Origin of the sequence: Mesorhizobium sp. M0058 (genome assembly GCF_040323095.1) — a bacterium.
In the GTDB taxonomy this organism is placed as follows: domain Bacteria; phylum Pseudomonadota; class Alphaproteobacteria; order Rhizobiales; family Rhizobiaceae; genus Mesorhizobium.
Genome location: NZ_JAMYUQ010000013.1, coordinates 36,690 through 54,903, shown reverse-complemented (window position 1 = coordinate 54,903; position 18,214 = coordinate 36,690). Strand labels below are relative to the sequence as shown.

The 18,214-nt window shown below is 63.6% G+C and carries 15 protein-coding genes; 7 read left to right on the top strand and 8 right to left on the bottom strand.

The features are described 5' to 3' along the window. Positions 1 to 27: 27 nt before the first annotated feature. Both NKJ75_RS22565 and NKJ75_RS22560 read left to right on the top strand, forming a co-directional pair. Positions 28 to 462 (top strand): hypothetical protein, encoded by a 435-nt coding sequence (locus NKJ75_RS22565; RefSeq protein WP_023669646.1) that lies wholly within the window; start codon positions 28 to 30, stop codon positions 460 to 462. Between the two features lie 116 nt (positions 463 to 578). Beyond that, on the top strand, positions 579 to 1,238 hold the full coding sequence (locus tag NKJ75_RS22560; RefSeq protein ID WP_023715341.1) for a response regulator transcription factor: 660 nt from the start codon (positions 579 to 581) through the stop codon (positions 1,236 to 1,238). Between the two features lie 104 nt (positions 1,239 to 1,342). Here NKJ75_RS22560 and NKJ75_RS22555 read toward each other — a convergent pair whose 3' ends face one another. Continuing rightward, a complete protein-coding gene (locus NKJ75_RS22555; RefSeq protein WP_023745305.1) occupies positions 1,343 to 4,846 on the bottom strand; it encodes a PAS domain-containing hybrid sensor histidine kinase/response regulator in 3,504 nt (1,167 codons plus the stop codon). Positions 4,847 to 5,098: 252 nt separating this feature from the next. Between NKJ75_RS22555 and mscL the strand changes: the two genes are divergently transcribed. Continuing rightward, the gene (gene mscL, locus NKJ75_RS22550; protein ID WP_023681933.1) at positions 5,099 to 5,518 is read left to right on the top strand and encodes a large conductance mechanosensitive channel protein MscL; all 420 of its coding nucleotides are present in this window, start codon (positions 5,099 to 5,101) and stop codon (positions 5,516 to 5,518) included. A 157-nt stretch (positions 5,519 to 5,675) separates the two neighbouring features. Next, a complete protein-coding gene (locus NKJ75_RS22545) occupies positions 5,676 to 6,842 on the top strand; it encodes a pyridoxal phosphate-dependent aminotransferase (RefSeq protein WP_023745306.1) in 1,167 nt (388 codons plus the stop codon). An 18-nt stretch (positions 6,843 to 6,860) separates the two neighbouring features. Here NKJ75_RS22545 and hemA read toward each other — a convergent pair whose 3' ends face one another. Beyond that, on the bottom strand, positions 6,861 to 8,138 hold the full coding sequence (gene hemA, locus NKJ75_RS22540) for a 5-aminolevulinate synthase (RefSeq protein ID WP_023732401.1): 1,278 nt from the start codon (positions 8,136 to 8,138) through the stop codon (positions 6,861 to 6,863). 279 nt (positions 8,139 to 8,417) lie between these two features. On the opposite strand from hemA, the gene galE reads away from it, so the two are divergent. Together galE and NKJ75_RS22530 are read left to right on the top strand one after the other, a co-directional pair. Continuing rightward, positions 8,418 to 9,413: a UDP-glucose 4-epimerase GalE gene (gene galE / locus NKJ75_RS22535; RefSeq protein ID WP_023688672.1), complete on the top strand. Its 996-nt coding sequence runs from the start codon at positions 8,418 to 8,420 to the stop codon at positions 9,411 to 9,413. A 98-nt stretch (positions 9,414 to 9,511) separates the two neighbouring features. Beyond that, positions 9,512 to 10,762 (top strand): D-amino acid dehydrogenase, encoded by a 1,251-nt coding sequence (locus NKJ75_RS22530; RefSeq protein WP_023688671.1) that lies wholly within the window; start codon positions 9,512 to 9,514, stop codon positions 10,760 to 10,762. A 7-nt stretch (positions 10,763 to 10,769) separates the two neighbouring features. Here NKJ75_RS22530 and NKJ75_RS22525 read toward each other — a convergent pair whose 3' ends face one another. After that, positions 10,770 to 10,979, bottom strand: a complete 210-nt coding sequence (locus tag NKJ75_RS22525) for a hypothetical protein (RefSeq protein WP_023688670.1) — start codon at positions 10,977 to 10,979, stop codon at positions 10,770 to 10,772. A 146-nt stretch (positions 10,980 to 11,125) separates the two neighbouring features. Here NKJ75_RS22525 and NKJ75_RS22520 point away from each other — a divergent pair, with 146 nt between their 5' ends. Continuing rightward, positions 11,126 to 12,952 carry an alanine racemase gene (locus NKJ75_RS22520; RefSeq protein WP_023711396.1) on the top strand — a complete coding sequence of 609 codons (1,827 nt, stop codon included), beginning with the start codon at positions 11,126 to 11,128 and terminating at the stop codon, positions 12,950 to 12,952. On the opposite strand, the gene NKJ75_RS22515 is transcribed toward NKJ75_RS22520, so the two are convergent. From NKJ75_RS22515 to NKJ75_RS22495, 5 genes are read right to left on the bottom strand one after another with little or no spacing between them, the layout of a single operon-like run. Beyond that, a complete protein-coding gene (locus NKJ75_RS22515) occupies positions 12,953 to 14,329 on the bottom strand; it encodes an FGGY-family carbohydrate kinase (protein ID WP_352500233.1) in 1,377 nt (458 codons plus the stop codon). Then, the gene (gene rhaM, locus NKJ75_RS22510) at positions 14,326 to 14,643 is read right to left on the bottom strand and encodes an L-rhamnose mutarotase (RefSeq protein ID WP_023681927.1); all 318 of its coding nucleotides are present in this window, start codon (positions 14,641 to 14,643) and stop codon (positions 14,326 to 14,328) included. Before rhaM ends, NKJ75_RS22515 begins: the two co-directional genes overlap by 4 nt. Then, complete coding sequence (locus NKJ75_RS22505) at positions 14,643 to 15,638, bottom strand: ABC transporter permease (RefSeq protein WP_023834299.1); 996 nt, start codon at positions 15,636 to 15,638, stop codon at positions 14,643 to 14,645. The genes rhaM and NKJ75_RS22505 overlap by 1 nt, the downstream gene beginning before the upstream one ends. Further along, positions 15,635 to 16,612 (bottom strand): ABC transporter permease, encoded by a 978-nt coding sequence (locus tag NKJ75_RS22500; protein WP_023834298.1) that lies wholly within the window; start codon positions 16,610 to 16,612, stop codon positions 15,635 to 15,637. Before NKJ75_RS22500 ends, NKJ75_RS22505 begins: the two co-directional genes overlap by 4 nt. Beyond that, the gene (locus tag NKJ75_RS22495; RefSeq protein WP_023834297.1) at positions 16,609 to 18,150 is read right to left on the bottom strand and encodes a sugar ABC transporter ATP-binding protein; all 1,542 of its coding nucleotides are present in this window, start codon (positions 18,148 to 18,150) and stop codon (positions 16,609 to 16,611) included. The genes NKJ75_RS22500 and NKJ75_RS22495 overlap by 4 nt, the downstream gene beginning before the upstream one ends. Between the last annotated feature and the right edge of the window lie 64 nt (positions 18,151 to 18,214).

The following is an 18,214-nucleotide window of genomic DNA, read 5'->3' as shown; positions in this document are numbered from 1 at the left end:
CGCATACTGGCTCGTGGAGGATGGAACATGCGTCTGCAGCACATACTGATCCCCGCCGCACTGGTCTCGCTGGTTGCGGCATCGGCCTGGTCCGAAGAGACCGACCGCTACCGGCTGGAAAAATCGGCCAACGGCTATGTCCGCATGGACACCCGGACCGGCGCCATGTCGATCTGCGAGGAGCGCTCCGGCCAGCTCGTCTGCAAGATCGCGGCCGACGAACGCGCTGCCTTCCAGGACGAGGTCGATCGTTTGCAGTCCTCGATGAAGGCCATGGACGAACGCGTCACCAGGTTGGAGAATTCGCTGTCGGCCCGTCTCGAATCGAAATTGCCGAGCGAAGAGGATTTCGACAAGACGATGAGCTATATGGAGCGCATGCTGCGCGGCTTCATGGGCATCGTCAAGGAGATGGACAAGGATAATGGCGACGGCGCCAAACTCAACTCGCAAAAGACCTGAACTGCCCGGCGGGGAAATGCCCCGTCCGGCCATTGCCGCTTGAAACAAAGCGCTTCGCCGCATAATCGTCCGGTCCCGTAAAAGCCGATAATCGATAAGGGATTTGGGAGGAAGATTTGCCGTCGGGTTACACCTTCGTCATTGCCGACGACCATCCGCTGTTCCGCGGCGCCTTGAAAGAGGCGCTTGCCGGCGTCGGCGATGTCGCCGCCATTCACGAGGCCGGCGATTTCGAAAGCGCCAAGGCCCTGGTCGTGGCCAATGAGGATGTCGACCTGGTGCTGCTCGACCTGTCGATGCCGGGCGCCAGCGGCCTGTCCGGTCTGATCGCGTTGCGCGGCATCCACCCGGCGGTGCCGCTGGTGGTGGTATCGGCCCACGACGACCCGGTGACCATCCGGCGCGCGCTCGATCTCGGCGCATCCGGCTTCATCTCCAAATCGGCCAGCATGGAGGAAATCCGCAGCGCTGTGCAATCGGTGCTGGCAGGCGATATCGCAGCCCCCGTCGGCATCGACCTCGGCGTCGAGCGCGACCCGGAAATATCCGACCTGATCAAGCGGCTGCAGGCGCTGACACCGCAGCAGACGCGTGTCCTCGGCATGCTGGCCGAAGGCCTGCTCAACAAGCAGATCGCCTACGAGCTCAGCGTCTCCGAAGCGACGGTCAAGGCGCATGTTTCGGCCATCCTGCAGAAGCTCGGCGTCGACAGCCGCACCCAGGCGGTGATCCAGCTGTCCAAGATCGGCAGCGATCCGTTGCAGCCAGCAGGCTAAAGCGCATCGCGCTGAACGGATTCATGCGACCCGCTTTAGCTCTTGTTCGATGCATGTCGTGGTCCCAGAACCGGGGCACACTTCTGGGCGACATGCATTGAACCCTACTCGGCCGCCGATGCCAGCGGCCTGACCCTTGCCATCATGGAACGCAGCACGGCCGGCTTCAGCGGCTTGTTGATCACCGGCACGTCCAGGGCGGCGGCAGCGGCACGGACCTCGGTGGAGCGGTCGGCGGTGACCAGCACGGCCGGCAGGTCCGAACCATGGATGTCACGCAGGCGGGCGATGATGTCGAGGCCGCTTCTGCCATCGAGATGATAGTCGGCAAGCACGATGTCGGGACGATCGGCCCTGCCAAAATCCTCCGAACCCGAAAACGTGCCGATGCTGCAGCCCCAGCCCTCGAGCAGAAGCCGCATGCCGTCGAGGATGCGGGCGTCGTTGTCGATGCACATGACGCGCAGGCCGGCCAGCGAATTCGCGGTGCGGGCAGGCGCCTTCGGCTCGACCTCGCGCCGCGGCGCCTCAACCGCCGCAACCGGCAGGATAACGGAAAAGCGCGTACCCTTGCCCGGGTTGGAAAAGATCTGGATCTCGAGCCGCAGCACCCGCGCGATGCGGTCGACGATGGACAGGCCAAGGCCGAGACCTTCGGCCTCGCGCACGCCTTCGTCCAGCCGGGTGAACTCGTTGAAGACCGTGTTCAGCTTGTCGCCGGCAATGCCGATGCCAGTGTCGATCACCTGGATTTCGGCGAGTTCGCCGCGCCGTCGCACGCCGACCAGGATGCGGCCATGGGGGGTGTATTTGATGGCGTTGGAGACCAGATTCTGGATCAGCCGGCGCAGCAGGTTGCGGTCCGTCAACACGCTGAGCGACGAGGCTATGATCGTCAGATCGAGTTTCTTTTCGGCGGCGAGCGGCTGAAAATCATTGCCGATCTGGCGCAGCAGCCCGTCCAGGCGGAAGGCGCTGTCGTCCGGCTTCATTGCGCCGGCGTCGAGGCGCGAAATGTCGAGCACGGCGCCCAGGATCGTCTCGACCGATTCGAGCGAGGATTCGATGTTGACGGCAGCCTTGCCCGCCGGCCCCTTGCCGGCTTTTTCGATCAGCGACGAGCAGTAGAGACGGGCGGCGTTCAAAGGCTGCAGGATGTCGTGGCCGGCGGCGGCGAGGAAGCGCGTCTTGCCCAGATTAGCCTCCTCGGCCAGCATCTGCGCCTGCGCCAGCTCCTCATTGACCCGGGTCAACTCCTCGTTGACTCTAGTCAGTTCGATGGTGCGCGTCTTGACCCGCTGCTCCAGCGATTCATTGGCCCGCTTCAGCGCCAAATCCTGTTCGACGCGTCCTGATATGTCGGCATAGGTGGCGACGATTCCGCCGTCCGGCATCGGGTTTGAGCGCAGTTCGAGGATGCGGCCGCTGGTCTTCAACTCCATCTGCCACGGGCTGACGAAACTGGTCAGCCGGTTGAGCATCGCCACGCGCTGGTCGGCCGGAATATCGCCGCGCTCGGCGAGGTGGCGCAGGATGCGGTCGAGCGAGACGCCGACCTGGCCCATCTCGTCGGGCAGGTCGAACAGCGCGCGATATTGTCTGTTCCAGCAGATCAGACGAAAATCGCGGTCGAATACGGTGATGCCCTGCTCCATCTGGTCGAGCGCGATCTGCAGCAGGTCGCGATTGTGCTGCAGCGCTTCGGTGGCGTCGTCGAGCAGGCGAAAGGCGTCCTTGGACTCGCGGTCGTTGCGGCGAAACAGCAGCGACAGGATCAGCCGCGCCGAAGACGAGCCGACCGCGCTCGCCAGCAGCTGCTCGGAAAAGCGGATGACATCCATGCTGGCCTGCTCATTGCCGTGCAGCGAGACGCCATTGCTTTTCTCGAAGGATTGGAAGGAGCGCTCGGTGCGCTCGACGCCGAGGTAGCGCGAGATGGTGTCCTTCAGCACGTTGACGGTGATGGCGGTGCGGAAGCGGCGCAGGCTGGGCATCGGGCCGGATTCGCGCGGCACGAAGATCGACGCCTGGATCCGCTCCAGCGGCACTGACGCGCGCGACAGCGAGCCGAGCACGAAGAACAGCGTGTTGACCGACAGGCTCCAGAGCACGCCGTGGTTCAACGGTTCGGCGACGGTGCCGAACAGAGCCTGCGGCCGCAGCGCCTCGAAACCGAACAACCCCTGCACGACGATGTCCGCGTCGGCTGCCGAGAGCGACGGCAAAAGCAGCGTATAGCCCCAGACGAGGATGCCGGCGACCATGCCAAGGGCCGCGCCGCGGCCATTGGCGCCGCGCCAGATCAGCCCGCCGATCAGCGCCGGCGCGAATTGGGCGATTGCCGCGAACGACATCAGGCCGATCGACGACAGCCGCGCCGAGTTGGTGCTTTCGCGGTAGTAGAGGAAGGCAATGAACAACAGGATGAAGATGGCGCCGCGCCGCACGTTGAGGATCAGCGTCGACCAATCCTCATTCTCCGAGGTCGTGGTCTTGAGCAGGCGGCGCACGAACAGCGGGATGACGAGGTCGTTGGAGATCATGATCGACAGCGCCACGCTTTCGACGATCACCATGGCGGTCGCCGCCGACAGCCCACCGATGAAGGCGGCCATGGCGAGGAAGTCATGGCCGCCGAACAAGGGCAGTGCCAGCACATAGAGGTCACTGGTGGTTTTGGTGCCGACCAGCGCCAGGCCGGCGAAGGCGATCGGCAGCACGAACAGGTTTATCGCTACGAGATAGAGCGGGAACACCCAGGTCGCGGTGCGCAGTTCGGCCTCGCCGCGGTTCTCGACGATGGTGACGTAGAACTGGCGCGGCAGCATGATGATGGCAAAGCCGCTCAGGCAAGTCAGCACCAGCCAGGTGGCGAGCGAGGTGTCGTAGCCCATGGCCTGCCGCACCTGGCTGTTTTCGGCCAGCTTGTCGATCATGTCGCCCGGGCCGCCGAAGATCAGGAAGGTGACCATCAGGCCGATCGCCAGGAAGGCGGCGAGCTTGACCACGGTTTCGACCGCCACCGCCAGCACCAGCCCGTCCTGGTGCTCGGTGGCGTCGGCATGGCGGGTGCCGAACAGCACCGCAAACAGCGCCAAGAGCATGGCCACCACCAGCGAGATGTCGCTGACGAAGGGATCGAAGGAGGGCGGCGATCCCGTATAATGCTCGACCATCAGGCCGACCGAACCGGAGATCGCCTTCAATTGCAGTGCGATATAGGGCACCGCGCCGATGGTGGCGATCAGCGTGGCGATCGCCGAGACGGCAAAGCTCTTGCCATAGCGGGCGCCCAGGAAGTCGGCGATCGAGGTGATCTTCTCGCTCTTGGCCAGCCGCACGATGCGATTGAGCAGCGGAAAGCCGAACACGAACACCAGCACCGGCCCGGTGTAGATGCCCAAAAATTCGAGGCCGCGCTCGGACGACAGGCCGACCGAGCCGAAGAAGGTCCAGGAGGTGCAGTAGATGGCGAGGCTGAGCGCATAGATGAAGGGCCGGGCGCGGCCGGGTCCCAGCGCCGTTGAACGCCGGTCGCCGAGGCTGGCGATGACGAACAGCAGCGTTACATAGGCGACCGCAATGATGACGATGAACCAGCCCTGCACGGCCCGAAAATCCTCCTCGGCCAGCTTTCACCCCGGCCTGCCCAGAGGCAATCACAGCTCTAAGGTCAAGTCCATCGCGGCTTTCCGGCGCATGGCCGCGACGCGGCCCTGTCGAACCGTGACCCAAGGTAAGGAGAAAGCGGTGTTTTCCAGCTTTTGCTTCTGTTGCAACCGCAGGTTTTTGTTATGGTGCGCACGGGCCGACGCCGGAGGGACGGCGGCAGCGCGGTCCGTCATGACAAGGAGGGTCGAATGCTGAAAGAATTCCAGGAATTCATTTCCAAAGGAAATGTGATGGACCTTGCGGTCGGCGTCATCATCGGCGCGGCCTTCAGCAAGATCGTCGATTCTCTTGTCAATGACATCATCATGCCTTTCATCGGCGCACTTGGTGGCGTCGACTTTTCCAACTACTTCATAGGCCTCTCATCAACAGTGCATTCGACCAATCTTGCCGACGCGCGTAAGGAAGGCGCGGTGTTCGCCTACGGCAATTTTATCACCGTGGCGCTGAATTTCGTCATCCTGGCTTTCATCATCTTCCTTATGGTCAAGGCCGTGAACAACATGCGCAAGCGGCTCGAGCGCGAGAAGCCGGCCGCACCTGCGGCTCCGCCGCCGGCTGACGTCGCACTGCTCACCGAAATTCGCGATCTCCTCGCCAGGAAATAGACAAGGCCAGATTTCTGGACCAAAACCCCGGTCGTTCGCGGCCGGGGTTTTCTGTTGCCGCATCTGCTAAGAGCATCCGCCAATGCATGTCGCCCATAAGTGCGCAGCGGTTCTGGATAATGACATGCATCAAAGCGGACATCAAAACGGACCTGTCATGACCCTGATCGATAGCTTGCGCGCCGAAGCGGTGGCCGCCCCCGAAAGCGGCATTGTCGCCGTCGTCAATTACGGCCGTACGCGCGAGGGCATGATCCCGCTCTGGGCCGGTGAAGGCGATTTGCCGACGCCTGCCTTCATTTCGGAAGCCGCCGCCAAGGGGCTAGCCAATGGCGAGACCTTCTATACCTGGCAGAAAGGCATTCCGGAGCTGAGGCAAGCGCTTTCTCGCTACTATGCCAGGCATTTCGGCAAGAGCTTCGCCGAAGAGGAATTCATCGCCACCGGTTCCGGCATGCATGCCATTCAGTTGGCATTAGCCGCGGTCGCCGGCAGCGGCGACGAGGTGGTCTATCTCTCCCCGGCGTGGCCGAATTTCGCCGCCGCCGCCGGTATTTCCGGCGCTACCCCGGTTGCGGTCACGCTCGACCAGTCGGGCAATGGCTGGTCCTGCGATATCGACAAAATTGCGGCTGCGGTGACGCCGCGCACCAAGGCGCTGTTCGTCAACACGCCATCGAACCCCACCGGCTGGACGGCCGATAAGGAAACGCTGCAGGCGATCCTGAATCTCGCCCGCCAAAATGGCCTGTGGATCATCGCCGACGAGATCTATTCGCTGTTCCACTACGGCCACGGCCGTGCGCCGTCCTTCCTCGACATTTCGACCGCGGAAGACCGCATCCTGTTCGTCAACTCCTTTTCCAAGAACTGGGCGATGACCGGCTGGCGCGTCGGCTGGATCAAGACCCATCCCGAGCTGCAGCAGGTGTTCGAGAACCTGATCCAGTATTCGACCTCAGGCGTCGCCCAGTTCATGCAGCGCGGCGCCGTCGCGGCGCTGGACCACGGTGATGCCTTCATCGTCGAGCAGGTGGAGCGCGCCAGGAAAGCGCGCGACCTGGTCTGCGATATTCTCGGCGCAACCGGCAAAGCGCGCTTCACCGTGCCGCAAGGCGCGTTCTATTTGTTTTTCACGGTCGACGGCATCACCGATCCGCGCCGGGCTGCTTTCGACATCGTCGACAAGGCCAATGTCGGCCTGGCGCCGGGCACCGCCTTCGGCCCTGGCGGAGAGGCGTTTTTGCGCCTGTGCTTCCACCGCCGCCTCGACCAACTCGAGGAAGCGGCACACCGGCTGGCGGGATGGATGAGGACGGTTTGAGGTGAATGGGCGGCGGCTTCAGCCGCCCGACTTCGGCACAAGCAGCGGCACAATCCGGTCGCTCTTGGCGACAGTGGGCCGTCCGGCGGAGCCGTAGGGAATGCCCAGCGCATCCCATGTCTCGACCAGCGCGTCCTGCAGTCCCGCAATCAGGGTATCGGTATGGAACGGCGTCGGCGTGATGCGCAGCCGCTCGGTGCCGCGCGGCACGGTCGGATAGTTGATCGGCTGGATGTAGATGCCGTGCACGCCGAGCAGACGGTCGCTGGCCATCTTGCAGAGTTCGGGGTCACCGACCAGCACCGGCACGATGTGTGTCGGCGATTCCATCACCGGCAGGCCGGCTGCAGACAGAACCTCCTTGGTCCGCGACGCTTGGCGCTGTTGCGCATCGCGCTCGGCTTGCGACCGCTTGAGGTGGCGGATGGACGTGGTGGCGGCGGCGGCGATCGCCGGCGGCAGCGCCGTGGTGAAGATGAAGCCCGGCGCATAGGAGCGCACCGCGTCGATGACGGCGCTGTTGCCGGCGATATAGCCGCCCAGCGTGCCGAACGCCTTGGCCAGCGTGCCTTCGATGATGTCGATGCGGTCGGCCAGCCCCTCGCGCTCGGTGATGCCGCCGCCGCGCGGTCCGTACATGCCGACGGCATGGACCTCGTCAATATAGGTCATGGCGTTGTAGCGTTCGGCCAGTTCGACGATCTGCTTGATCGGCGCGATGTCGCCATCCATCGAATAGACGCTCTCGAACACGATCAGCTTGGCGCGTTCGCGGCCCGCCACCTGCAGCAGGCTTTCGAGATGCGCGACGTCGTTGTGGCGGAAAATCTTCTTTTCGGCGCCCGAGCGCCGTACGCCTTCGATCATCGAGGCATGGTTGAGCTCGTCCGAAATGATCAGGCAATTGGGCAAAAGCCGCGCAATGGTCGAGATCGAGGCCTCGTTGGAGACGAAGCCGGAGGTGAAGACGAGCGCGGCTTCCTTGTCGTGCAGGTCGGCCAGTTCCAGCTCGAGTTCGACCAACGGGTTCGAGGTGCCGGAAATGTTGCGGGTGCCGCCGGCGCCCGAACCCATCTTGCCGGCCGCGTTCTGGAAAGCGGCAATGACATCGGGGTTCTGGCCCATGCCGAGATAGTCGTTGGAGCACCAGACGGTGATTTCCTCGGCGCGGCCGTTGGAACGCCAAATGGCGCGCGGAAACTTGCCGACAATGCGCTCGAGATCGGCGAAAACCCGGTAGCGCCGCTCGGCGTGGAGCTGGTCGATCGCTTCCTCGAAGAACCGCTGATAGTTCATGTCGCCTTCCCAGTTTTGCGCGGGATCATAATCGTTGGCCCATTCGTCGTCCACCGGGCCGTTTTGGTCAAAATGCCACGCCCCAAGCCTGTTCCTAACGACCCCGGATCGTGGCCTATTCCCTTGATGTGGATCAATTTTGTTTCCGTACGATGCCGCAGGCCGGTGAGACTGTTACGGATTTAACATTCAGGCGTTTCTAATGGCCTTGCCGCAGGCTTTCCAGTAAGGCGGTGATTGAGACAGTTTCCGATAAATCATGAGTAAAAGAGGACGCGGATGACGGTTTTGGTAACGGGCGGCGCCGGTTATATCGGCAGCCACATGGTCTGGGAACTGCTGGATGCCGGCGAGAGCGTCGTCGTTCTCGACCGCCTTTCCACCGGCTTCGAATGGGCGGTAGCGCCGGAAGCCAAGCTTGTCGTCGGCGATGTCGCCGATAGGGAATTGGTCGGCCAGATCATCCGGGATAACGAGGTCGACGCGATCATCCACTTCGCCGGTTCCATCGTGGTGCCGGAGTCGGTTGCCGACCCGCTCGCCTATTACGAGAACAACACCTCCAAGACCCGCACGCTGATCGAAACCGCGGTGCGCGAGGGCGTGCCGCATTTCATCTTTTCCTCGACCGCCGCCGTCTATGGCGGCGCCGGCCTGGAGCCGGTGCGCGAGGATGCCCGCCTGGCGCCGGAATCGCCCTACGGCCTGTCCAAGCTGATGAGCGAATGGATGCTGCGCGATGCAGCGCTTGCGCATCCCTTGCGCTACACGGCCCTGCGCTACTTCAACGTCGCCGGCGCCGACCCCAGGGGCCGGACGGGTCAGTCGACGCCTGGCGCCACGCATCTGATCAAGGTCGCCTGCGAGACCGCGCTCGGCAAACGCCCCTTCATGCAGGTGTTCGGCACCGATTATCCGACGCCGGACGGCACCTGCATGCGCGATTATATCCATGTCAGCGACCTGGCCGCGGCCCACCGGCTGGCGCTGCAGCGCCTGCGCGCCGGCGGCGGCAGCCTCGTCGCCAATTGCGGCTACAGCCACGGCTATTCGGTGCTCGAGGTCATCGACAGCGTGCGGCGCGCCTTCGGCCGGGATTTCGAGGTCAAGACGGGCGACCGGCGCCCCGGCGACGCCGCCGCCGTGGTTGCCAATTCGGACCTTGCACGCGCCGAACTCGGCTGGACCCCGCAACGCGACGACCTTGACCAGATCGTCGCCGATGCGCTCGCCTGGGAGCGCATCCTCACCGGCAAGAACTCCGCGCGAGGCTGAGCCGGGCACTTCCGAGGGCTCGCAAGGCGCGCGGCGAAGCGCTATTGAAGGCATTGGCGATGCGGCGTGGAGGCGCTGCGCCGCGAAGAGGGGGTGGCATGAAGATAACGGTGCTTGGAGCCGGTGTTGTCGGTACCGCGGCCGCGTATTATCTGGCCGCCGACGGCCATGAGGTCACCGTTATCGAGCGCCATCCGGCGCCGGCGCGCGGCACCAGCCAGTCCAATGCCGGTCTGGTGTCGCCGGGCGACGCCACCGCCTGGGCCTCCCCGGCGGCGCTGAAGACCTTCCTGCGCGCGCTCTGGAACCATGATCTCGGCATCAAGGTCAGGCTGCGCTTCGATCCCTATTTCCTCGCCTGGAGCCTGCGCTTCCTGCGCCAGTGCACGGTGGCGCGCCTGCGCGCCAACAGCCAGGTCAAACTGCGCCTGGCGCTCTATTCGCGCGACTGCATCAACGCGCTCTCCGACGCCACCGGCATCCACTATGACGAGCGCAAGAAGGGCATTCTTTATTTCTTCCGCTCGCAGCACAGTCTCGACACCGGCACCGACAACTACCAGTTTCTGGCGAAGCATGGCCTGCAGATCGAGATCGTCGGCCGCGACCGGCTGGTCGAACTTGAGCCCGGGCTCGCCGGAGTGAAGGAAAAGATCGCCGGCGGCGTTTATTCGCCAATCGACCAGACCGGCGATTCCAGGATATTCGTCGATGGGCTGGCCGCCTATGCCGCCGAAAAGCTCGGCGTCAGATTCCTGTTCGACACCACGGTCGAGGGGCTCGACATAGAAGGCGATCGGGTGCGTGCGGTCATGACATCGGCCGGCCCGGTGACGGGCGACGCCGTCGTCATCGCCATGGGCCCCGAGAGCGGCCTGATCGGCCGCCGCTACGGTATCGACCTGCCCGTCTATCCGGTTAAAGGCTATAGCGCGACCATCCCGCTGGAGGACGAGAGCAAGGGACCGACCATGGGCGGCGCCGACGAGGACCGGCTGGTTGGTTACTCCAGGCTCGGAAACCGCCTGCGCATGTCCTCGACAGCCGAGTTCACCGGCTTCGACCGCAGCTTCAAGCTCAGCGACTTCAAGTCCATGCTGAGCACCGGCAAAGACCTTTTCCCCGGCGCTTTCGACGAGAAGAAGGCGCTGTTGTGGGCAGGTCTGCGACCGATGATGCCCAACTCGGTGCCGGTCATCGGCAAGGCGAAATACAAGAACCTTTACCTCGACACCGGCCACGGCCATGTCGGCTGGACCATGGCCTGCGGCTCGGGCAAGTTCCTGGCCGACCTCGTCGCCGGCCGCAAGCCGGAGATCGACCCGCAAGGGCTGGTCTACGGGAACTGAGGGAGCTCTAGTCGTCGTGTTGGCATCGAGTCCATTCGTCGTGCACCCATTCGGCAAGCCATCCGCGCTCAAGCTGGCCAATCTGTGCCAAGTTTTCCTGCCTGGCGGTCAAATGGCCGAGACCGATAACTTCGAAACCTCCGCAGTCCGCGGGGTGATCATGTTCGCCGCAGGTCAGTTGCCACTCACCATCGAAATGATGAACGACCAGCGTCACCGGCCTCTCCGATCGAAAGACGTGCCCACATACAATTGCTCTGGTTTCCAACATTGAGACCGTCACTGCGCAAAGTTTGACAAATATCGTACGACGATCTGGAAGATGCATCCGACTGACAGATTCTACAAACCCTGAGTGACGAAATGTCGGGACCGCAAGTCGCTATCGACCTTGGCCGCATCGAGCGCAACGCCCGCACCATCGTCGAACGCTGCGCATTGTCTGATATCAAGGTATTCGGTGTCACCAAGGGCACATGCGGCATGCCGCAGGTGGCGCGGGCCATGCTGCGCGGCGGTGTTGCCGGCATCGCGGAATCGCGTTTTGAGAACATTCGGCGGCTGCGCGACAGCGGCATCAATGCGCCGGTCATGCTGCTGCGCAGCCCGCCCATGGCGCGCGTCGAGGAGGTCGTGCGCACCGTCGACATCAGCCTGCAGTCGGAACTGACCACCATCCGCGAGATATCGCGCATTGCCGAGCGCATGGGCCGCGTCCACGACATCATGCTGATGATCGATCTCGGCGATCTCCGCGAAGGCATCTGGCCAAGCGACCTGATCCCCACCGTCGAGCAGATCCTGGAATTCAAGGGCGTGCGCATCGCCGGCATCGGCACCAATCTCGGCTGCTTCGGCGCCATAATGCCGACCCCGGAGAACCTTGGCCAACTCGTCGCCCATGCCTACAAGACTGAGCGCCTGTCCGGCAAAAGCCTCGACTTCATTTCCGGCGGCGCCTCGTCATCGCTGACGCTGCTGCTCGAAGGCAAGCTGCCGCCCGGCATCAACAATCTGCGCGTGGGCGAGGCGATCCTGCAAGGCGGTGTCGAAACCTTTCGCGACGTGCCGTGGCCCGAACTCGAACCCGATGCCTGCCGGCTGACCAGCGACATCATCGAGGTCAAACTCAAGCCTTCGCGGCCGATCGGCACATCCGGCTACGACGCCTTCGGCAACCAGCCGGTCTTTGCCGACGAGGGCGACCGGCTGCGCGCCATCGCCAATATAGGCCGCGAGGACGTGCTGGTGGAAGGGCTGACGCCGATCGCCAAAGGGGTGAGGGTGCTCGGCGCTTCCAGCGACCATCTGCTGCTCGATGTGCAGGATGCCGATCCGCGACCCACCGTCGGCGACCGCGTCGCCTTCCGCATGAATTATGGCGCCATGCTTCTGGCGATGACCTCGGAATATGTCGAGAAGGCGCCGATGCACGACGTCGCGGATTTCTCCGGCCGCAAGATGGTGTCGATCTCGGCCGAACCGGAAGCCGGCGGGATTATCGCCCGCGAGGGAACCGGCGCGCGGCTGGAGGCGATGAATTTCGACGTGGTCGAACTCGCCGACGTCGAGCGGCCGCCCTCGGGCCTCGTCCGTCTCGCCGCCGGCGCAGATCGCCGTATCGCCCACAAGGCGCTGACCGCAACGGCGCGGGCGACGCATTCCTTTGGCCTGATCTGGATCGATTCCCTCGCCGCCCTGATGCCCGAGGACGAGGAGGCCGAAGACATGCCTGAAGTCTCGGTGCTGGCCCGCGCGCTCGGTCTCGATCACAAGCCCGGCGCGCTGCAGCCGCAGCTGTCGCCGGAAAATGTCGTCATCGTGGGCCTGCGCCATGCCGATCCGGCGGAGGCAAGGGTGCTCAAGGATTCGCGTGTCTCGGCCTTCACCATGACCGACATCGACGCCATGGGCATGCGCGACCTCATGCATGAGGCGATCCGCATCGCGACGTCGGGCACGCAGGGCTTTCACGTCAGCTATTCGCCGACGGCGACCGAATTTACCGGCTGGGCTGCGGGCTCGGGCGGGCTGACGGTGCGCGAGACGCATCAGGCAATGGAGGCGATCTCGCTGTCCGGCGGTCTGCTGTCGATGGATGTTTCCGGGCTGACCGCCGGTCTGGAGCCGCGGATCGGCGCCGACGCCGTCAACTTCGTCATGTCGGCCTTTGGGAAGCGGATTTTGTGATCAGCCTTGCGCGTCGACTGCCGCGCGCCACGCGGTGACATAGGCCGCCCAGACCGGGTCGGTCTGCGGCTCAATTCTTTCGCCCTTGCCCTGCGTCACTGGCTGATCGGATGCGAGCAGTGCCGCGCCGATGCTGGTGCCGGTGGCCGCCTCGGAGGCGATGACGATGCGCGCGGTCGCTGCCGCCAGCATGCCGACAAAGAGCCGGTTGCGAGCAAACGGTCCTTCCACGGTGGTCGGGCCGTCGGCGCCGATCAGCTCGAGGCAGGTCGCCGTCATCAGTGCCAGATAGAAGGAAATGGCGGCGAACCGCTCGCCTTTGCTGATGCCGTCGGCATCAAGCCATTCCGCGGCATGGTGCGGGAACGGTCCCGATCCCTGCTGCGTAGAAGGTAAAAGCAGCATTTTTCCGGTCAGAACGGCCAGCACCTCGCTGCCGCTGCAGTCCTGCGGCTTGTCCTTGGTCAGCTGGGAAAACTCGCGGCCACCCATGAACCGCGCCGAGGGCACGGGAGCGCCAAGCGCGCTGACATTGACCAGCGTGTCGCGCGCAGCATCGAGCGCAATCTCTCTGCCGCCGACCGCCATCGATACCACCCAGGTGCCGGTCGAGACGACCGAGAAGGGCGGCTCGTCGGACAGAAGATGCGGCAATAGGGAGGCGTTGGAATCGTGCAGGCCACAGAATACCGGGGTCTGCGGATCGAGCCCGGTGCGCGCGGCAAGCGCCGGCAGGATCGGGCCGAGCTGGTCCCTGGCCGGCCGCACCGGCGCCATCAGCCTGCGCCAATCCAGCCTGTCGACCATCGAGGAAAAGTCCGCCTCCCAAGGGCTCCACAGATCGGTGTGGCAGCCGAGCGAGGTCACCTCGTTGGCGGCAACGCCGGTCAGGCGCAGCGCCCAGTATTGCGGATACATCAGCATCGCGGCGGCCTTGGCGAATTCGGTGGGGAAACGCTTCTCAAGCCAGAAGAATTGCGCGCCGAGATTGAGACCGACCGGCAGGCGCGGTGTACCGGTTTCGGCGAAGGGCGGATGAACAGCATCATACTCCGCCGCCAACCTGTCGGGGCCATCGAACTCATAGTCTAGGACAGGCAGCACCAGCTCGCCCGAGGCGTCGACCAGCACGCCGGTCGCACCATGCGTGGTGATCGAAATCGCGTCGATACGCTGTTCGCGGTCGAGGCTGGCAAGGCTGTTGAGGATAAACGTCCACAGCGCCTCGACATCGTGATGCGGATAGGGCGCTTGTCGCAGCGGCGCGTTCGCCATGCGGCGCAACCCCACCTCGCTCAGCGTGACGAGATCGACCAGCGCCACCTTGGCGTTGGTCTTGCCGATGTCGATGACGGCGATGTGGCGCAGCGCACTCATGCCATATGGAACATTGTTTCCAGGGGGATGGCCACCGGTTGGTTGTCCGGCCTGGTCTCCATGATGTCGGCCATGTGCGCCCACCAGCGCTGCATCACCGGATGCTTCGGCAGGTCGGCCATGCCATGGTCGTCGCGCCGCCACAGCACGCCGAACAGGATGTTGGTGTCTTCATCGAGATGGATCGAATAATCGGCGACGCCGGCCTCTCTCAGCAGCGCCACCAGCGACGGCCAGATCTCATCGTGGCGCTTTTTGTACTCGGCTTTCATGCCGGGTTTGAGCTGCATCTTGAAGGCGTATTTCTCAGGCATCAGCTGTTACCACGCAGCTGTCGCCAGACGATCGGCAGCGCGATGACGAAGATCAAGAGCAGGCCGATGAAGATCGACATGACGATGCCGGGCACGTTGAGCAGGCCGAGGCCGAAGGTCACCAGCCCCATGATAAAGGCGGCGAGCACGACGCCAACAATGCTGCCGGAGCCACCCAGAATGCTGACGCCGCCCAGCACCACCATGGTGATGACCTCAAGCTCGTAACCCTGCGCGATGGACGGTCGCGTCGAGCCGAGCCGCGAGGTGATCAGCACCGAGGCGATGCCGGCCATCAGCCCTGTCAGGCAAAACAGGATGAATTTGATGCGGCCGACGCGAACGCCGGAAAACTGTGCCGCGACCGGATTGTTGCCGATGGCAAAGACACGGCGGCCGAAGCTGGTGCGATGCAGCAGGAACCAGTAGGCGACGGCCGCGATGAGGAAGAGCACCAGTTCGAACGACACCACCCACCAGACATAGCCCTGGCCGAAGAAAGCAAAACTCTCGGGATAGCCCTTGTAGGCCTGGTCACCGAGGATGATGAAGGCAATGCCGCGAAACAGGCTCATCGTGCCGATGGTAACGACGATGGACGGCAGGCCGAGCCTCGTCACCAACAGGCCGTTGAAGGCGCCGCAACCGAGCCCGACGACGATGCCGATAGCCACCAGCACCGGCGTGTCGGCGCCGGCCTGTACCGCCATGCCCATCATGGTCGAGGCGAGCGCGATGATGGCGGCGACCGACAGGTCGATCTCGCCCGAAATAATCAGCAGCGCCATGGCGAAGGCGATCAGGCCTTTCTCGGTGAAATTGAAGGTCAGGTCCGACAGCGAATAGGCATCGAGGAAATAGGGCGATGCGAAGCTGTTGATGGCGAAGATGGCGACCGCCACGACGACCAGCAGCGCTTCCCAGGAAAAGATCGCTGAAGAGAGCGGCTTGTCGAGCCGGTCGGGAATGTGGCGCGGGGCGGGGGTGTCGGTCATGCCGCCTCCGCCTTCCTCAGAATGATCCGCCCCTGCTGGCGTTCGCCGCGCGCGTTGAGCACGACGGCCAGGATGATGGCGCTGCCTGAAATCGCCATCTGCCAGAAGGGCGAGATGTTGATCACCGGCAGTGCGTTGGAGATGATGCCGAGGAACAGCGCCCCTAACACCGCGCCCCCGACCGAGCCGATGCCGCCGGCAATCGAAATGCCGCCGATGACGCAGGCGGCGATGATATTGAGTTCATAGCCATTGGCGACCTCGACCGAGGCGATGACATAACGAGAAATCCAGAGATAACCGGCGAGCCCGCCGATCATGCCGGAAATGCAGAAGACGATGAATTTGGTTCGGCCGACATCGATGCCGGCATAGACCGACGCCGTCGGGTTGACGCCGATGGCATAGATCGAACGGCCAAGCGCGGTTCGCGTCATCACCACGAAGAACAGCGCGATGACCAGTATGGCGATCCAGGACAGAACCGGAATGCCCAGGAAAGCTCCGCGCTGGAAGCCGATGAAGTCCGGGCTCATCTTGTCGGCATTGACCCAGGCGCCGCCGGAGAGGACGAAGGTGGCGCCGCGATAGATGGTGAGCGTGCCCAATGTCACCACGATCGAAGGGATGTTCAGCCGCCACACCAGCAGGCCGTTGATGGCCCCGAGCACCAGTCCGACGGCCAGCGCAATGACGATCAGCAGCGGGATCGGGATCGCCGGATGCGCGGCGTTCAGCATCGCCACCACCATGCCGGTGAAGCACAGGTTGGAGGCCATCGACAGGTCGATCGAGCGGGTCAGGATGACGACCATCTGTCCCAGCGCCAGGATCATCAGGATCGAGGTGTCGTTGAACACCTGTGCGAGATTGCCGGGGTCGGCAAAGGCCGGGAAGCGCGTCGAGATCAGAGCAATCAAAACGACGATCGCCGCTGCCAGCCAGATCTCGCGGAATTTCAGGAGAGCCTTCATGCCGCGATACCCGCTGCCGTCCGGACCAGCGTTTCGGCGTCCAGCCCTTTATTATCGTAGACCGCCGCAACCAGCCCTTCGCGCATGACGACGACGCGGTCGGACATGCCCAGAATCTCCGGCAGTTCCGACGACACCATGATCACCGACAGGCCCTGCGCGACGAGCTCCGCCATGAAGCCGTGCACGGCGGCCTTGGAGCCGATGTCGATGCCCTTGGTCGGCTCGTCCAGGATGATCACCTTGGGCGCTGTCGCCAGCCATTTGGCGATGACGATCTTCTGCTGGTTGCCGCCCGACAGCGTGCCGACATCCTGGCTCAGCGACGAGGCGCGCAGGTCTAGCCGCTCGGTGTAGGAGCGGGCGAGCGCGAATTCGTCCGACAATCGCAGCAGGCCGGATTTGGAGGTGCGCTTGAGCGAGGGAAGCGAGACGTTTTGGAAGATCGGCAGGCCGATCACCACGCCCTGCTTGCCGCGTTCCTCCGGCACGTAGACGATGCCGGCTTCGATGGAATCCGCCGCCGATTTCGGCGTGATCACCTTACCTTCCAGCGTTATCGTGCCGCCCGATATGCGGGTGATGCCTGAAATCGCCTGCATCACCTCTGACCGCCCGGCGCCGACCAGGCCATAGAAACCGAGGATCTCGCCCTTGTGCAGTTCGAAGCCGATGTCGTTGAATTCGGTCGGGTGCGACAGGCCGGATACAGACAGCACCGGCGCGCCGATCTCGGCCTTGCGCTGAGGAAAAATGTGGTCGACCGAGCGGCCGACCATCATGCGCACGATCTGGCTCTGGCCGGCGTCCTTGATAAGGCCCTCGCCAACCATCTCGCCGTCGCGGAACACGGTGTAGCGATCGGCGATCCGATAGATCTCGTCGAACTTGTGGCTGATGAACAGGATCGCCTTGCCTTCCTCCTTGAGGAATTCGATCAGCAGGAAAAGCTCCTCGATCTCCTTCATTGAAAGGGCTGCGGTCGGCTCATCCATGATGACGATCTGCGCATCGATCGACATCGCGCGAGCAACCGCTACCAGATGCTTGTTGGCGATGCCGAGGTCTTTCAGCCGCGCATCGGCGTCGATATGGCCGGCATGCATGGTGTCGAGCACTTCGCGCGCGTGTTTTCGCATGGTGCGCCAGTCGATGGTGCCTAGCCGCGTGCGCGGCGCATGGCCGAGAAAAATGTTTTCGGCGACGCTCAGATCGTCGAACAGCACGGTTTCCTGATGAATGGCAGTGACGCCGTGGCCGAAGGCGGCATGCGCGCTGGGCAGGGTGACGGCCTGGCCGTCAATGCTGATCGTGCCGGCGTCCGGCTGGTAGATGCCGGTCATGATCTTGACCAGCGTCGACTTGCCGGCGCCGTTTTCACCGATCAGCGCCGTAACCTGGCCGGGGTAAAGCGACAGGCTGACATTGTGCAGCGCGCGCACGCCGGGAAAGCTTTTGGAGACGCCGGACAGCGTCAGGCGCGGGGCAGGACCCGTGGGCTCCTCCTTCGCAATGCCGTGCTGGGCTGTCGTGTCCATATCCGTATCAAGCCCTGAAACAAGGTCCGTTTAAAGTCGCGGCGGGATTTTGGTCCCGCCGCGC

Bases quoted from the DNA above. Each gene is read 5' to 3' on its own strand.
- NKJ75_RS22565 (WP_023669646.1), top strand. From the start codon at position 28: ATGCGTCTGCAGCACATACTGATCCCCGCCGCACTGGTCTCGCTGGTT.
- mscL (WP_023681933.1), top strand. From the start codon at position 5,099: ATGCTGAAAGAATTCCAGGAATTCATTTCCAAAGGAAATGTGATGGAC.
- NKJ75_RS22545 (WP_023745306.1), top strand. From the start codon at position 5,676: ATGACCCTGATCGATAGCTTGCGCGCCGAAGCGGTGGCCGCCCCCGAA.
- hemA (WP_023732401.1), bottom strand. From the start codon at position 8,138: ATGAACTATCAGCGGTTCTTCGAGGAAGCGATCGACCAGCTCCACGCC.
- galE (WP_023688672.1), top strand. From the start codon at position 8,418: ATGACGGTTTTGGTAACGGGCGGCGCCGGTTATATCGGCAGCCACATG.
- NKJ75_RS22530 (WP_023688671.1), top strand. From the start codon at position 9,512: ATGAAGATAACGGTGCTTGGAGCCGGTGTTGTCGGTACCGCGGCCGCG.
- NKJ75_RS22520 (WP_023711396.1), top strand. From the start codon at position 11,126: ATGTCGGGACCGCAAGTCGCTATCGACCTTGGCCGCATCGAGCGCAAC.
- NKJ75_RS22515 (WP_352500233.1), bottom strand. From the start codon at position 14,329: ATGAGTGCGCTGCGCCACATCGCCGTCATCGACATCGGCAAGACCAAC.
- rhaM (WP_023681927.1), bottom strand. From the start codon at position 14,643: ATGCCTGAGAAATACGCCTTCAAGATGCAGCTCAAACCCGGCATGAAA.
- NKJ75_RS22505 (WP_023834299.1), bottom strand. From the start codon at position 15,638: ATGACCGACACCCCCGCCCCGCGCCACATTCCCGACCGGCTCGACAAG.
- NKJ75_RS22500 (WP_023834298.1), bottom strand. From the start codon at position 16,612: ATGAAGGCTCTCCTGAAATTCCGCGAGATCTGGCTGGCAGCGGCGATC.
- NKJ75_RS22495 (WP_023834297.1), bottom strand. From the start codon at position 18,150: ATGGACACGACAGCCCAGCACGGCATTGCGAAGGAGGAGCCCACGGGT.